12 protein-coding genes and 4 tRNA genes are annotated in these 13744 nt (G+C 56.4%); 11 read left to right on the top strand and 5 right to left on the bottom strand.

Annotated elements, in window-relative coordinates; all coding sequences use genetic code 11:
* Window positions 1-40: 40 nt before the first annotated feature.
* The 11 genes from rfbA (at window position 41) to EDC52_RS15585 (ending at window position 7845) form a co-directional block, all read left to right on the top strand.
* Window positions 41-922, top strand: a complete 882-nt coding sequence (rfbA, locus tag EDC52_RS15635; RefSeq protein ID WP_131866528.1) for a glucose-1-phosphate thymidylyltransferase RfbA — start codon at window positions 41-43, stop codon at window positions 920-922.
* Window positions 900-1622 carry a dTDP-4-amino-4,6-dideoxy-D-galactose acyltransferase gene (gene rffC, locus EDC52_RS15630; RefSeq protein ID WP_131866526.1) on the top strand — a complete coding sequence of 241 codons (723 nt, stop codon included), beginning with the start codon at window positions 900-902 and terminating at the stop codon, window positions 1620-1622. The genes rfbA and rffC overlap by 23 nt, the downstream gene beginning before the upstream one ends.
* Window positions 1609-2739 carry a dTDP-4-amino-4,6-dideoxygalactose transaminase gene (rffA, locus tag EDC52_RS15625; RefSeq protein ID WP_131866524.1) on the top strand — a complete coding sequence of 377 codons (1131 nt, stop codon included), beginning with the start codon at window positions 1609-1611 and terminating at the stop codon, window positions 2737-2739. The genes rffC and rffA overlap by 14 nt, the downstream gene beginning before the upstream one ends.
* A 1-nt stretch (window position 2740) precedes the next feature.
* Window positions 2741-3991: a lipid III flippase WzxE gene (gene wzxE / locus EDC52_RS15620; RefSeq protein ID WP_131866522.1), complete on the top strand. Its 1251-nt coding sequence runs from the start codon at window positions 2741-2743 to the stop codon at window positions 3989-3991.
* Window positions 3988-5076: a TDP-N-acetylfucosamine:lipid II N-acetylfucosaminyltransferase gene (locus EDC52_RS15615; RefSeq protein ID WP_131866520.1), complete on the top strand. Its 1089-nt coding sequence runs from the start codon at window positions 3988-3990 to the stop codon at window positions 5074-5076. The genes wzxE and EDC52_RS15615 overlap by 4 nt, the downstream gene beginning before the upstream one ends.
* Window positions 5073-6461 carry an ECA oligosaccharide polymerase gene (gene wzyE, locus EDC52_RS15610; protein WP_131866518.1) on the top strand — a complete coding sequence of 463 codons (1389 nt, stop codon included), beginning with the start codon at window positions 5073-5075 and terminating at the stop codon, window positions 6459-6461. The genes EDC52_RS15615 and wzyE overlap by 4 nt, the downstream gene beginning before the upstream one ends.
* Window positions 6461-7201 (top strand): lipopolysaccharide N-acetylmannosaminouronosyltransferase, encoded by a 741-nt coding sequence (gene wecG / locus EDC52_RS15605; RefSeq protein ID WP_131866590.1) that lies wholly within the window; start codon window positions 6461-6463, stop codon window positions 7199-7201. Before wzyE ends, wecG begins: the two co-directional genes overlap by 1 nt.
* A 183-nt stretch (window positions 7202-7384) precedes the next feature.
* A tRNA-Arg gene (locus EDC52_RS15600) sits at window positions 7385-7461 on the top strand.
* A 63-nt stretch (window positions 7462-7524) separates the two neighbouring features.
* Window positions 7525-7600: transfer RNA gene (locus tag EDC52_RS15595), tRNA-His, on the top strand.
* Between the two features lie 14 nt (window positions 7601-7614).
* A tRNA-Leu gene (locus EDC52_RS15590) sits at window positions 7615-7701 on the top strand.
* Window positions 7702-7768: 67 nt separating this feature from the next.
* A tRNA-Pro gene (locus EDC52_RS15585) sits at window positions 7769-7845 on the top strand.
* A gap of 186 nt (window positions 7846-8031) precedes the next feature.
* Here the strand turns inward: EDC52_RS15585 and EDC52_RS15580 are convergent.
* From EDC52_RS15580 to EDC52_RS15560, 5 genes are all read right to left on the bottom strand, one after another.
* A complete protein-coding gene (locus tag EDC52_RS15580; protein ID WP_131866516.1) occupies window positions 8032-8748 on the bottom strand; it encodes an oligogalacturonate-specific porin KdgM family protein in 717 nt (238 codons plus the stop codon).
* A gap of 699 nt (window positions 8749-9447) precedes the next feature.
* Window positions 9448-10935, bottom strand: coding sequence for a carboxylesterase/lipase family protein (locus tag EDC52_RS15575; RefSeq protein WP_131866514.1), 1488 nt, complete (start codon window positions 10933-10935; stop codon window positions 9448-9450).
* A gap of 52 nt (window positions 10936-10987) precedes the next feature.
* Window positions 10988-11785, bottom strand: a complete 798-nt coding sequence (locus tag EDC52_RS15570) for an ABC transporter permease (RefSeq protein WP_131866512.1) — start codon at window positions 11783-11785, stop codon at window positions 10988-10990.
* An 8-nt stretch (window positions 11786-11793) separates the two neighbouring features.
* Entirely contained in the window at window positions 11794-12660 is an 867-nt protein-coding gene (locus EDC52_RS15565) for an ABC transporter permease (RefSeq protein WP_131866510.1), read from the bottom strand.
* On the bottom strand, window positions 12657-13724 hold the full coding sequence (locus EDC52_RS15560) for an ABC transporter ATP-binding protein (protein WP_131866508.1): 1068 nt from the start codon (window positions 13722-13724) through the stop codon (window positions 12657-12659). The genes EDC52_RS15565 and EDC52_RS15560 overlap by 4 nt, the downstream gene beginning before the upstream one ends.
* Window positions 13725-13744: the final 20 nt, after the last annotated feature.

The following is a 13744-nucleotide window of genomic DNA, read 5'->3' as shown; positions in this document are numbered from 1 at the left end:
TAATTTATCCATGCGTCATTCCATGACGGCAGGAGAGCGTATGAAAGGCATCGTTCTGGCGGGCGGCTCAGGCACCCGTTTGCATCCCATTACCCGCGGCGTATCCAAGCAGCTGTTGCCTATTTATGATAAGCCGATGATCTATTACCCGTTATCAGTGCTGATGCTGGCGGGGATCCGCGATATTCTCATTATCACCACCCCTGATGACCTGCCGTTTTTCCAGCGCCTGCTGGGCAATGGCGACGAGTTCGGCATTCGGTTGACTTACGCCTGTCAGCCCAGTCCCGATGGGCTGGCCCAGGCGTTCCTTATCGGCGAGGCGTTTATCGGCGGCGAGCCCTGCTGCCTAGTGCTGGGCGATAACATCTACTTTGGCCAGGGCTTCAGCCCGAAACTCAAACAGGTGGCTGCCCGGGTTCACGGCGCGACGATATTCGGCTATCAGGTAATGGACCCGGAGCGTTTCGGCGTGGTTGAGTTTGATGATGATTTCAAAGCGCTGTCGCTGGAGGAAAAACCGGCCAAACCGCTGTCGAACTGGGCCGTCACCGGGCTGTATTTTTACGACAGCCAGGTAGTCGAGTTCGCCAGGCAGGTCAAACCCTCCTCGCGGGGAGAACTTGAGATCACCTCGATCAATCAGATGTACCTGGATCGCGGCCAGCTGTCGGTCGAGCTGCTGGGCCGCGGATTCGCCTGGCTGGATACCGGCACCCACGACAGCCTGATCGAAGCCAGCACCTTCGTCCAGACGGTCGAAAAGCGCCAGGGCTTTAAAATAGCCTGCCTGGAAGAAATCGGCTGGCGTAACGGCTGGCTGGATGATGAAGGCGTGATGCGGGCGGCCAACGCCTTGGCTAAAACCGGTTACGGCCAATATTTGGTAAATCTGCTCCATGCCCGTCCACGCCAATATTGAGCCCCTTGACTGGGAGAGCGCATTCTTCGGACTGTCCTGCGGCAAAGTGGTATTCGACACCGCCGCCGCCGCGCTGACGCCCGCTGCGCTTGACGCCTGGCAGGTGGTGCAGGCCAAAGTGACCTCTGACGACAGCGCCCAGCTTGATGCGCTGACGGCGGCAGGTTTCAGGCTGGTGGACGGCGAGATCGACTTGCGTCTGTCAGTGCGTGCCGACGTTCCGGCAGAAGCCGCGCTGGCCAACGTCAGGCTGGCAGGGCCGGCCGATATGGTTGCCGTGCGCGCACTGGCTGAGCGCGCGTTCACCCTAAGTCGTTTCCGTGCGCCCTGGTTCGACCCGATAAAGCGCCGGCTTTTTTACGGCACTTGGGCCGAGAACGCCATTGTGGGCAGTTTCGATCACTGCTGCCTGGTTATCGGCAGCCTGGATGCGGTGCAGGGGATGGTAACGCTGCGCGATATCGGCAACGGCGAGGTGCGTATCGGACTGCTGGCAGTTGATGCAACCTTTGCCGGACGCGGGATAGGGCGAGCATTAATGGCCGCCGCCGTTGGCTGGTGTCTGCAACAGCGAAAATCGGTTTTACGGGTAGCCACCCAAAATGGCAATATCGCCGCGCTGCGGCTTTATATCGCCAGCGGGGCGACTATCGACAGCACAGCCTATTGGCTTTACAGGGGAAAAAATGATTCCATTTAACGCGCCACCGGTGGTGGGAACCGAACTTGGGTTTATGCAGACCGCGATGGGCAGCGGCAAACTGTGCGGCGACGGCAGCTTTACCCATCGCTGCCAGCAGTGGATGGAAAGCCAATTCGGCAGCGCCAGAGTGTTGCTGACCCCCTCCTGCACCGCCTCTCTCGAGATGGCGGCCATCTTGCTGGATATCCAGCCGGGTGATGAAGTGATCATGCCCAGCTATACCTTTGTATCGACCGCCAACGCCTTTGTGCTGCGCGGCGCCACCATCGTGTTTGTCGATATCCGTCCCGACACGATGAATATCGACGAAACGCTGATTGAGGCGGCGATAACGCCGCAGACCCGGGCCATCGTACCGGTGCATTATGCCGGTGTCGCTTGCGAGATGGACCACATCATGGCGCTGGCGAAAAAATACGATTTGATGGTTGTGGAAGATGCCGCCCAGGGCGTTATGTCAACTTATAAAGGCCGGGCGCTCGGCACCATTGGCCATATCGGCTGCTACAGTTTTCATGAAACTAAAAACTATACCGCCGGCGGAGAAGGCGGTGCGACGCTGATTAACCACCCTGCACTGATTGATCGGGCCGAGATTATTCGTGAAAAGGGCACCAACCGCAGCCAGTTTTTCCGCGGTCAGGTCGATAAATATACCTGGCGCGATATCGGTTCCAGTTATCTGATGGCCGACCTGCAGGCCGCCTATCTCTGGGGCCAGCTTGCAGCGGCCCAGCTTATCAACCAGCGCCGCCTGAGTCTATGGCATCGCTACCGGGATGCCCTGACGTACGGTGAGGAAGAGGGGCGGCTGGCATTGCCCCGGATACCGGCGGACTGCGTGCAGAATGCCCATATGTTTTATCTCAAGCTCCGTGACCTGGATGATCGCAGTGCCTTTATCAATCATATGAAGGACGCCGATATCCTGACGGTATTCCATTATATTCCGCTGCATGACTGCCCGGCCGGACAGCGCTTTGGCCGTTTCCACGGCCAGGATACCTATACCAGCGCCGAGAGCGCCCGTCTGGTGCGACTGCCGCTGTTTTACAATATGACCGATGCCCAGCAGACCAGGGTGATAGACGCTGTAAAACGGTATCTGGCCTGACATGTCGCTGGCTAAAGCTTCGGTTTGGACCGCCGGTTCGACGCTGATTAAAATCGCCGTCGGGCTGCTGGTGGTCAAATTGCTGGCCGTTGCCTTCGGCCCCAGCGGCGTCGGGCAGGCGGGCAATTTTCGTCAGCTGATTACCGTGCTCGGCGTACTGGCCGGGGCCGGTATATTCAACGGCATCACCAAGCTGGTAGCCGAATCCCGTCAGGATCCCCAGCAACTGAAAGCGGTATTAGGCACCGGATCGACGATGGTGCTCGGGTTTTCCAGTCTGCTGGCGGTGGTGTTCCTGCTGGCGGCCGCGCCAATCAGTCAGGCGCTGTTCGGCCACGATCGTTACCAGAATGTGGTGCGGATGGTGGCCTTTATCCAGATGGGCATCGCCTATGCCAACCTGATGCTGGCGATCCTTAAGGGGTACCGGGATGCGGCCGGCAACGCGCTGGCGATTTGTAGCGGCAGCCTGCTGGGCGCCGGCGCCTATTATCTGTGCTACCGCCTGGGCGGTTATCCAGGGGCGCTGACCGGCCTGGCGCTGGTGCCGGCCCTCAGCCTGCTGCCGGCGGCGATAATCGTCGCCCGGCGCGACGAAGTCCCGCTTGCCTGGCTGCTGCCGCGCTGGCAGTCGGCCCTGGCGGGCCAGTTGGGTAAATTTACCCTGATGGCGCTGATGACCTCGATTACGCTGCCGGTAGCCTACATCATGATGCGTAATCTGCTGGCCGGACAATACGGCTGGGCAGAGGTAGGCATCTGGCAGGGAGTCAGCAGCATCTCAGACGCCTACCTCCAGTTTATTACCGCTTCTTTTACCGTTTATTTACTGCCGACGCTGTCTCGCCTGACTGAAAAACAGGCCATTCGGCGTGAGATCGGCCGCTCACTGCGGTTTGTGCTGCCGGCGGTGGCGGCGGTCAGTCTGGTGGTATGGCTGCTGCGGGACCTGGCGATACGGCTGCTGTTTTCAGCCGAGTTCACCGCCATGCGTGATCTTTTTATCTGGCAACTGACCGGCGATGTACTGAAAGTAGGGGCCTATGTGTTTGGTTATCTGGTTATCGCCAAGGCCGCGTTGCGTTATTATCTGTTGGCGGAGGTCAGTCAGTTCTTGCTGCTTACCCTTTTTTCGCTGTGGCTGATACCGCGCCATGGGGCCCTTGGTGCGACCCAGGCATATATGGCAACCTATATTGTCTATTTCATACTTTGCTGCGGCGCGTTCTTTATTTACAGCAGGAAAAAATGACCCTATTGATTCATGTCCTGGGATCGGATATCCCTCATCACAATCTGACGGTGCTGCGATTTTTCAATGAAACGCTCGCAGCGGTGTGTCCGCTCGACCAGACGCGTCATTTTATGGTCGTGGCCGCCGACAGCAGCCCTTTTGCCGCATTTGAACGGTTGACCATTGAGCGGTTCACCGATAAAAAGTCCCTGGCGCGGGCGGTGTTTCGCCGGGCGGCGGCCGATCCTTCGGCGCGGTTTTTCCTGCATGGACAATTCAACCCCGGCCTGTGGCTGGGGCTGCTCACCGGCAAACTTGAACCGGAACGCGTCGCCTGGCATATTTGGGGAGCGGATCTGTATGAAGAGTCCACCCGCCTCAAGCATCGACTGTTTTACCAGCTGCGCCGTCGCGCTCAGGGGAAGGTCGGCCATGTATTTGCCACCGAGGGCGATCGCAGCGTGTATCGCCGCCGACATCCCACAGTAGCTTCATCGCTGCTCTATTTTCCGACCCGGATGGATGCCCACTTGCAATACCCGCCGCAGGAACCGCCTGCGGACGACGCGATGCCGATTATTCTGGTGGGTAACTCCGGCGACCCGGCTAACCGTCACGGCGATGCGCTCAAGGCGATATATCAGCAGTTCGGCACTGAGGTGAAGCTGGTGGTACCGATGGGTTATCCCGGCGGCAACCAGCAGTACATTGAGCAGGTTCGCACCCAGGCGGCGGCATATTTTCCGGTAGGGCAGGTAGACATCCTGACCGAACAACTGGCCTTCGCTGATTACCTGGCATTGCTGCGCCGATGCTCGCTGGGCTATTTTATTTTCCATCGCCAGCAGGGTATTGGTACCCTTAGCCTGCTTATCCGCTGTGGCGTGCCCTTGGTACTCAGCCGACAGAATCCGTTCTGGCACGATCTGGCCCAGCAGCAGGTGCCGGTGATGTTTGATACCGATCCGCTGGACCGTGCAGCGCTGGCGGCAGCCAGACGCCAGCTGCAGGATCTTGATACCGGCAAAATCGCCTTCTTTTATCCCAACTATCTGCAGGGCTGGCTACGCGCGCTGACCATTGCGGCGGGAGACGGCTCATGACGCTGGCGCAGTTCAGCGGTTTGCTAGTGGTCTATCTACTGGCCACCGGCTTTGTGCTGGCGACTATCTGGCGAGAATTCCGCCGGGTGCGCTTTAATTTCAATATTTTTTTTTCCCTGCTGTATCTGCTGACGTTTTACCTGGGTTTTCCGCTTACCTGCGTATTGGTGTTCCGCTTCGATGTCCAGGTGGTGCCGGTAGAGAACCTGTTAGAGGCCCTGCTGGCGGCAACCGGCTTTTATGCCATTTATTATGCCAGCTACAAGACCCGGCTATTTTCCTTGCGCCAGCGCCAGCGCCAGCGCCAGCGCAGGCCATTGTTAAGCGTTAACCGGGTAGAGACCCATTTACTGTGCGCCCTGCTGGCGATAACCGCCATCGGCACCGTCGGCATCTTTTTCATCAACAACGGCTTTTTACTGTTTCGCCTGCAAACCTACAGCCAGATTTTCTCCAGCGACGTGTCCGGCGTAGCGCTCAAACGCTTTTTCTATTTTTTTATCCCGGCGATGCTGGTGCTGTATTTCCTGCACCCCGGTCGGCGTAACTGGCTGCTGTTCCTGCTGGCGACCGTCGCCTTTGGCACCTTTACCTATATGGTGGTCGGCGGTACCCGGGCCAATATCATTATCGCCTTTGCGCTGTTTTTGTTTATCGGTATCCAGCGTGGCTGGATTACGCTGTGGATGCTGGGCAGCGCGGGCCTGTTCGCCATCGGCGGCATGTTCTGGCTGGCCCTCAAGCGCTATGGCATGAATGTCAGCGGCGATGAAGCCTTTTATACCTTTCTTTATCTGACCCGGGATACCTTTTCGCCTTGGGAAAATCTGGCCCTGCTGCTGCAGAACTACGATAAAATCGATTTCCAGGGCCTGGCGCCGATTGCGCGCGACTTCTATGTTTTCATCCCTTCCTGGCTGTGGCCCGACCGACCGGACCTGGTGCTGAACTCCGCCAACTATTTTACCTGGGAAGTGCTTAACAACCATTCAGGGCTGGCGATATCGCCGACGCTGATTGGTTCGCTGGTGGTGATGGGCGGCGTGACATTTATTCTGCCTGGAGCGATTGCGGTCGGCCTGGTCATCAAAGGTTTTGACACCTTGTATGAACGCGGACTGACGGCCACCTGCCGTTATCGCTCGGCGGTACTGCAGGCATTCTGTTTTGGCGCGGTGTTCAATATGATCGTGCTGGCCCGGGAAGGCGTGGATGCTTTCGTATCCAGGATTGTTTTTTTCTGTTTGATTTTCATTATCTGTCTGTCGCTGGCCAAGCTGATGTTCTGGTTGCTTGACCGGGCAGGCGTAATCCTGCCTCGTCGATTTTCAATTAACGGTGCCACCGGCCCGATGGTTGGACCGATAAACCTTCAGGATAAATGATGGATAATAATAACGATATTCCCCACTACCAGATCCGCGGCTTTTCTATCTGGGGCTTTAGCGATAGCCGGCAATTTCTGGATTACTTATTCAGTGCTGCCGGTGTGAAAACCGGCACGCTGGTGGCGATGAATGCCGAAAAGGTGCTGAAGGCGGAAAGTAATGCCGCCCTGAAACAGCTGCTGGATAATGCGGATTACAAATATGCCGATGGCATCAGTATCGTGCGATCCATCCGGCGCAAATATGCCGGTGCCAGGGTTTCACGCATTGCCGGCGCCGATCTGTGGGAATTGCTGATGGAGCGTGCCGGTCGCGAAGGCACGCCGGTGTTCCTGGTCGGTGGGCGGCAGGAGATTCTGTCCCAGACCATGGCTCGATTGCGCAGCCGCTGGGGGGTGAATATCGTCGGTTTTCAAGACGGTTATTTTACTGCCGCCGACACCGAGTCGGTTTTCAGGCGTATCCGTTCCAGCGGTGCGGCGATAGTGACCGTAGCAATGGGGTCTCCGAAACAGGAAATCTTCATGCGCGACTGTCGGCAGTGTTACCCAGACGCATTATATATGGGCGTCGGCGGGACTTATGACGTATTTACCGGCCATGTGAAGCGTGCGCCCAAGGTCTGGCAAAACCTGGGGCTGGAGTGGCTGTACCGGTTGCTGAGCCAGCCGACCCGTATCGGCCGCCAGCTTAAACTGCTGCGTTTTCTGGCTTACTATTACAGTGGTCGGTTATAGTGTCCCTTGCCCGGCAGATCGGGTAAAATGCTGACTCTGGCTGGGAAATGAGATGCTGTAGTACAAAAAAACGGTTATCCGGGCAGTATTTGAGCAAGTGATCCGTAAAGACATCAAAACTGATAAAAAGCACTAGACAGCCAGCCCGTAAATCCGTACTATCCCCACCCGCAACGGCGCTACGCGCCCGTAGCTCAGCTGGATAGAGCGCTGCCCTCCGGAGGCAGAGGTCTCAGGTTCGAATCCTGTCGGGCGCACCATTTAATCAGTGCGCTGAGCCGTGGTTAGTTTACTTGCCGCGTTGCGAATGCAGTAAAACAGTGGTGATTGTAGCTCAGTTGGTAGAGCCCTGGATTGTGATTCCAGTTGTCGTGGGTTCGAGTCCCATCAGTCACCCCAAAATTAGTGGGCATGCGAAGGTGGCGGAATTGGTAGACGCGCTAGCTTCAGGTGTTAGTGTCTTAACGGACGTGAGGGTTCAAGTCCCTCTCTTCGCACCACACCTTTTGAACGGTTGAAGTTGACCACGGCAGTACCTGGCGTTGTAGACGTCAGACAGCAGTAAAACGGCGAGTAGCGCAGCTTGGTAGCGCAACTGGTTTGGGACCAGTGGGTCGGAGGTTCGAATCCTCTCTCGCCGACCACATTCCCCAAGGGCTTTGTCTAGAGATATGCAGACCAGGCCAGAAAGAAAAAACGGCAAGTCACTCAGACTTGCCGTTTTTTTTGGGCTTAAGGTAGGTATTATTCGATGGAGTAAAATTCATCCCTTGGCAGACACAGGTTCAGCCATAAGCCTCGCCTGATATGCCATGGGGTAGATGATATCTTCAGAAGCTGTATGCAACACCAACACGATAACGAGTTTGACGTTCGTTAGTGTATTTGCTGCCGGTGACATTGCCGACTTGAATATAAGGGGACCAGTTTTTATCCCATGCATAAGCCAATTTTAAATCATGGGTCCATTGATAGCTGTTATTGTTCTCTATAGGTGAGTAGTAAGCGGAGTTGGTTTTATTATATTCCTCTTCCCAAATCAAAGAATACTTATCAAGGAATTTATAAGTCAAGTCGACAGTAATCGAATAGCCATTCTCTGAGGTTTCTTTGCTTGTACCTATGTTTGTGCTGTAACGTTTGTACCATGGACGATAACGCAACTGAAACAGCAGCGGTTTAGCTATCTGGATATTACCGCGAATATAAGGTCGATAATTTGTATAACTGGAATCGGATGCTAGATTCAATCCGGCCTCAACAGCAAGCACGCTATTGAACTTATATAAATAACTTGGCGTTGCTTCAAAGCCATTGCTGACATTCTCATTGTATATTTTATCGGTGTCGGCATCACTTTCGCCGTTTTGCCATTTGACCTCAGTAGATAGCCCAAAGCCATTGGCAAAACGGTGTGAGAATAATAAACGGTCTTTCTGGCTATTTGATGCAGTGTCCTGCACTTCATGTCGATAATCGATGGTAACCGCCAAGGCGTTGAAGCTGGCCAATGAGACAACGGCCAACGCTAAAAATTTCAACTTCATTTCAAAGCTCCATTAGTGGAAATTTCATTTTCATAAAGAATAGTTTGGTCATGACTTCTTTAACCTTAAGATTTTATAACTTAAGATTTTTGAATCGACATAAGCACAAAACTTTATTCGCTTGCCTTATAAACACAATTATCCGTTTTAGAATGAGTGTGGTGTAAGCTGCTGTTAAAAGCAGGGCATATATTATTATTGGTGCTGAATTTTACAACAAATATAAATGGATTATCTTAGTTGAATAATAGCAAAGGCTAATTTATTACCTTCAGTAAAGAATTAATTAAGGTTATAGTTATATGATTTAAAATATTAGGCGCGCATCAGTTCCGCCCATATCAAGGTGCCGTCAATTATTGACCCCCTTCGATTAGGTTTGATAATTTGTAATCATAACTGAACCACTGCACTGCAATTCTGAATGCCCTTTTAATTATCGGCCTTAACTAGGGCCTAAGCAGTCTGTGAAAGTCAATGCGTTTCCAATGTAATACCCTGGGCATTCAGTAATAGGGATATGCCAAGAAAATCACGCTGTGTTGAACGTTCAGTGTCTGTGATTCAAAGTAGTATAACCATTAACCCTCTATTGGAATTACTCACATTTTTATTGCCATATTCATTTCAGTTTATCCTCAAACCACAACGGCCTCTGCTAAATTGAAAGCCGTTGTTGCCATTCTACGCAATGAACATCTACCGCCGCCACAATGCGAGCCGGGGGAAAAAAGGGTCCGCGCAGACCTCGAATACGCCGCCGGTAACCAGGTGCAACAACAGCGGCGAGTGGGTGTTATAACGTGGCCATACCATGCCGTGTGGCGGAGCAGGTGATTCATCGCGTATAAACGTCACCCAGAGCTGATGGATCTCCCTGGCCAACTGCAGATCCGTTATTGCCTGACGCGCCGGCAATTGGCTGATATCGCTGCCTTCGCGGTACCAGACATGGCCCAGTTCGGTGCCGTGAGCGGCGCCCAGTTCGTCGGCGTCTATTGAGCCATACAGATATTTCCACACCGGTTGAAATTCAGCGTGAAGCCGGGCCAAGCGGCTGGCCGGATTCTGAAACACCAGATCGCCGCCGACCGCCCGCCAGATGCCGCGGGCCGAATGGGTCGGCAGCACCTGCCGATAACGCGCTACTATCTCACTGCCGCTTAGCCCCAGCGGACGAACCCGCTCATCCAGCAGTCGGGCGGCCATGGCATCATCCATCTCAGGCTGAGCGGTGGCATGGGTCAGGTATTCACTGCTGGTACAGCCGATCATCATCGGCACCGGCGCCAGCCGGCCTGCTTGGGCGGCCTGCTCCGGATGTTCCGGCAGCGTGTGACCATCGATAACCGGCACGAACGGCACGCCCAACATCGCCACATTGCCATCCCGGGCAAAATCATGTTCGGTATAAGATTGATCGCACAAATGCTTTTGCGCCTGCAGCAGGGTCTCCAGCGGCAAGCCGACAATCGCCGTTTTATCGATATTCAGCCATTGGCACAACCGCTCGGTCAGTCGATGGCTGTCGTCAAGGGTCGAGATGCCGGTACTGGCGCCGCTTTGCGGCAGTGCACGGGCAAACAGACCGCGAGCGGCGGGCATGGCCATTAGCGCCGCCACGGCAAAACCGCCGGCTGAGCGGCCGGCCAGCGTCACCCGTGAGGGATCGCCGCCAAAGGCAGAGATATTATCCCGCACCCATCCCAGGGCGGCGATGATGTCCAGCAAGCCGCGATTAGCCGGATAACCCTCCAGATGGAGGAAACCCAGCGCACCAAGACGATAATTAACCGTCACTTCCACTACGCCGCTGGCGGCAAAGGCGCCGCTTTGCAGCACCGGTTCATTGGCTGAACCGACCGCGTAGCCGCCGCCGTGGATCCAGACCAGTACCGGCGCTTGCCCGGTCATCGACCGGGTGCGGATATTCAGCGTGCGGAAATCGCTGCCGGCGGCCAGTGAAGAGGTGGCGGCATGGCCTACCGGCCCATAGGTGGGGATCTGCGGGCAGATGCTGCCCAGCGTGCCGGCATCGCGTATGCCTGACCAGGGAATAACCGGTTCAGGTGCCAGGTAACGGTTGGCGGCAACCACGGGAGCGGCATAGGGCACGTTAAGAAACTCGCTAATGCCCTGTCGGTCGATGCCTGCCAATCGGCCGGCCTGAGTCTGTATAATGGTCATTGATACTCCCAATGGCACGCCGCCTGCCGGCACGGCAGCCGGAAACAGCGCCTCACAGCGCTTTACGTAATCCCACCAGTTTCTCCAGCACCACTACCACCGCCACCGATATCAAGATCAGCAGCACCGACAGGGCGGCGATCTGCGGATCGGTGGCATATTCCAGATAGTGATAAATCTGGGTCGGTAGCGTCGAGACTTTAGTGGACACAATAAATAATGAAATGGTCGCCTCATCAAACGAAATTAGAAAGGCGATCACCGCGCCGGCGATCATGCCGGGACGGATCAATGGCAGGGTAATGCGCCGGAATACCTGGACCGGCGAAGCGCCATGCACCCGGGCCGCCTCCTCCAGGCGCAGATCCACCGCCAGTAGGCTCATGGAAATGGTGCGCACCGTGTAGGGCAGGGTAATGCCGAGGTGCGCCAGGATAATGCCGGTATAGCTGTCCAGCAAATTGAGCGGCGCCAGCACCAGCATGATGCCGACCGCTAACACAATATGCGGCACCAGGAACGGCGCCACCACCAAAAATGACAGGCTATCCCGGCCACGGAAGCGATAACGGGTCAGGCACAGCGACAGCAATACGCCGAACCCCACCGCCATAATGCCGACGGCTGCGCCAATCGCCAGGCTGCGGCCAAAGGCAGCGATAAACTCGGCATTATGGAATACCTTGCTATACGAGCCGAACGAATAACTGGCCGGCGGGAAGGCCAGATATTGCCGGGTATCGAAGGAAATGATCACCACCACGATAATCGGCGCCAGTAAAAACAGATACAGCAGGGCAATCAGCACTTTCCATGCGGTATTGCCGAGTAAATTTTGGACAGGTTGCATAGCGGGCCTCAGGTTTCCAGCGTCCGCAGTGCGCGCTGATAGAGGAAAATGATGCTGCTGAACAGCACCAGCAGTACTACCGACAGCGCCGCCGCCAGGGGCCAGTTCAGGGTGACCGTGGCTTCGCTGAACACTTCGGTACCCAATACGAACACGCGTCCGCCGCCCATTAGCCTTGGGGTCACAAACGATGAAATCGCCAGCACGAACACCAGCAGGGCGGCGGTAAGCACGCCCGGCAGGCTGAGCGGCAGTATGATGCGCCAGAATATCCGCGGTCGGCTGGCGCCCAGCATGGCTGCCGCCTCCTCCAGTTGCCGGTTGAGGCGGCCAAAGCCGCTGAGCATCGCCAGAATGGCGTAAGGCATCAGGATTTCCACCAGCGCCACCGTTGCGCCAAAACTGTTGTTGGTAAGCTTAAGCGGTGCGCTAATCCATGCCCAGGACATCAGCAGGCTGTTGATCACCCCTTTGTCGCTGAGCAGTACCATCCAACCGTAGGTGCGGACCACCGCCGAGGTCAGCAGCGGGGCGACCGCCAGTGCGGTCAGCAGCCCGCGCCAGCGGCTGTTGCTGCGCGCCAGAAACAGCGCTATCGGGTAGGAAAGCACCACTGCGGCCAGGCTGACCGTCAGTCCAAGCACCAGCGTATTGCCCGCCACCCGCCAGTAAAAAGGATCCAGCAGCGCGGCCCGATAGGCATCCAGTGTCCAATCGGCGCCGCTGGCGGCCTCAAATGCCGAGCTGGAAAAGGAAGCGCGTATCAGCCACAGCATGGGCGCGAAAAAAGTGACGCTCATCGCCAGCAGGCCGGGCAGCAGCAGGAGCAGCAGCATACCTTTGCCCCTCGATGCGGCGGGTGCGGCTCTGGTCATAAGTCCGCCTTGCCGATAAGGGTGATATCCTCTGCCGCCACCGCCAGACTGACCCGGTCGCCGATTTGCGGCAATTGACCGGCGTGGGTAAACAGATCGGCCTGTAAACGTTGCTCACCGCACCGCACCGTCATGCTCTGGACCTGCCCGCGATAGACAATATGCTCCACGGTACCGGTAAAATGGTTGTCGGCGGCGGCTGTTGCCAGGGTGAGCCGGTGCGGCCGGATCAGTATCTCCGCCAGGCCAGAGGCAGGCAGCGGCTGGCTGGCCTTGAGCCGGCCCAGCCCCTGGACCTCAAGCAGGCCCGGTTTATCGCTGACCCGGGCCGGAAAGAAGTTGCCCGAGCCGATAAAGCGGGCGACGAACCCGGTGGCCGGCCGGTCGAAAATATCACCCGGCGTGCCGATCTGCTCCACTTTGCCATTGGACATGACCACCAGCCGATCGGCCATCGACAGCGCCTCCTCCTGATCATGGGTGACAAAGATGGCGGTGACGCCGGTCCGGGCCTGGATATCGCGGATTTCGTCGCGCATTTCATCACGCAGCTTGGCATCAAGGTTGGACAGCGGTTCATCAAATAGCAGCAGTTCGGGGTCGATCACCAGCGACCGCGCGATGGCGGCGCGCTGCTGCTGGCCGCCGGATAACTGACTGACTCTCCGTTCGCCCAGCCCTGACAGTTTGACCAGGTCCAGCGCCCGCCGGACCCGCTGGTCGCGCTCGCTGCGATCGACGCCGCGCATCTCCAGGCCAAAGGCGATATTTTCGGCGATGCTCATATGGGGGAACAGCGCATAGGCCTGGAATACCATGCCGATATTGCGTTTATGTACCGGAATGGCGGCTATCGAGCGACCATTAAGCACGATTTCGCCGGCAGTCGGGTCTACCAGGCCGGCAATCATACGCAGAATGGTGGTCTTGCCGCAGCCAGAAGGCCCGAGCAGTGCCAGCATTTCGCCGCGCGGCAGCGAAAAAGTGACATTATCCACCGCCGGTGCCGTGGCGCCCGGATAGACTTTGACCAGACCGCTTACCCCTACGTGAAAATCAGACATAGCCTTCCCATTTACTCTCT

Origin of the sequence: Biostraticola tofi (genome assembly GCF_004343195.1) — a bacterium.
In the GTDB taxonomy this organism is placed as follows: domain Bacteria; phylum Pseudomonadota; class Gammaproteobacteria; order Enterobacterales; family Enterobacteriaceae; genus Biostraticola; species Biostraticola tofi.
Note: the sequence above shows the minus strand (reverse complement) of the source record. Positions and strands in the feature narration are given on the sequence as shown.

Coding starts and splice junctions, on each gene's coding strand:
- rfbA (WP_131866528.1), top strand. CDS start 41: ATGAAAGGCATCGTTCTGGCGGGCGGCTCAGGCACCCGTTTGCATCCC.
- wecG (WP_131866590.1), top strand. CDS start 6,461: ATGGATAATAATAACGATATTCCCCACTACCAGATCCGCGGCTTTTCT.
- EDC52_RS15570 (WP_131866512.1), bottom strand. CDS start 11,785: ATGCAACCTGTCCAAAATTTACTCGGCAATACCGCATGGAAAGTGCTG.
- wzxE (WP_131866522.1), top strand. CDS start 2,741: ATGTCGCTGGCTAAAGCTTCGGTTTGGACCGCCGGTTCGACGCTGATT.
- EDC52_RS15580 (WP_131866516.1), bottom strand. CDS start 8,748: ATGAAGTTGAAATTTTTAGCGTTGGCCGTTGTCTCATTGGCCAGCTTC.
- EDC52_RS15615 (WP_131866520.1), top strand. CDS start 3,988: ATGACCCTATTGATTCATGTCCTGGGATCGGATATCCCTCATCACAAT.
- EDC52_RS15560 (WP_131866508.1), bottom strand. CDS start 13,724: ATGTCTGATTTTCACGTAGGGGTAAGCGGTCTGGTCAAAGTCTATCCG.
- EDC52_RS15575 (WP_131866514.1), bottom strand. CDS start 10,935: ATGACCATTATACAGACTCAGGCCGGCCGATTGGCAGGCATCGACCGA.
- EDC52_RS15565 (WP_131866510.1), bottom strand. CDS start 12,660: ATGACCAGAGCCGCACCCGCCGCATCGAGGGGCAAAGGTATGCTGCTG.
- wzyE (WP_131866518.1), top strand. CDS start 5,073: ATGACGCTGGCGCAGTTCAGCGGTTTGCTAGTGGTCTATCTACTGGCC.
- rffC (WP_131866526.1), top strand. CDS start 900: ATGCCCGTCCACGCCAATATTGAGCCCCTTGACTGGGAGAGCGCATTC.
- rffA (WP_131866524.1), top strand. CDS start 1,609: ATGATTCCATTTAACGCGCCACCGGTGGTGGGAACCGAACTTGGGTTT.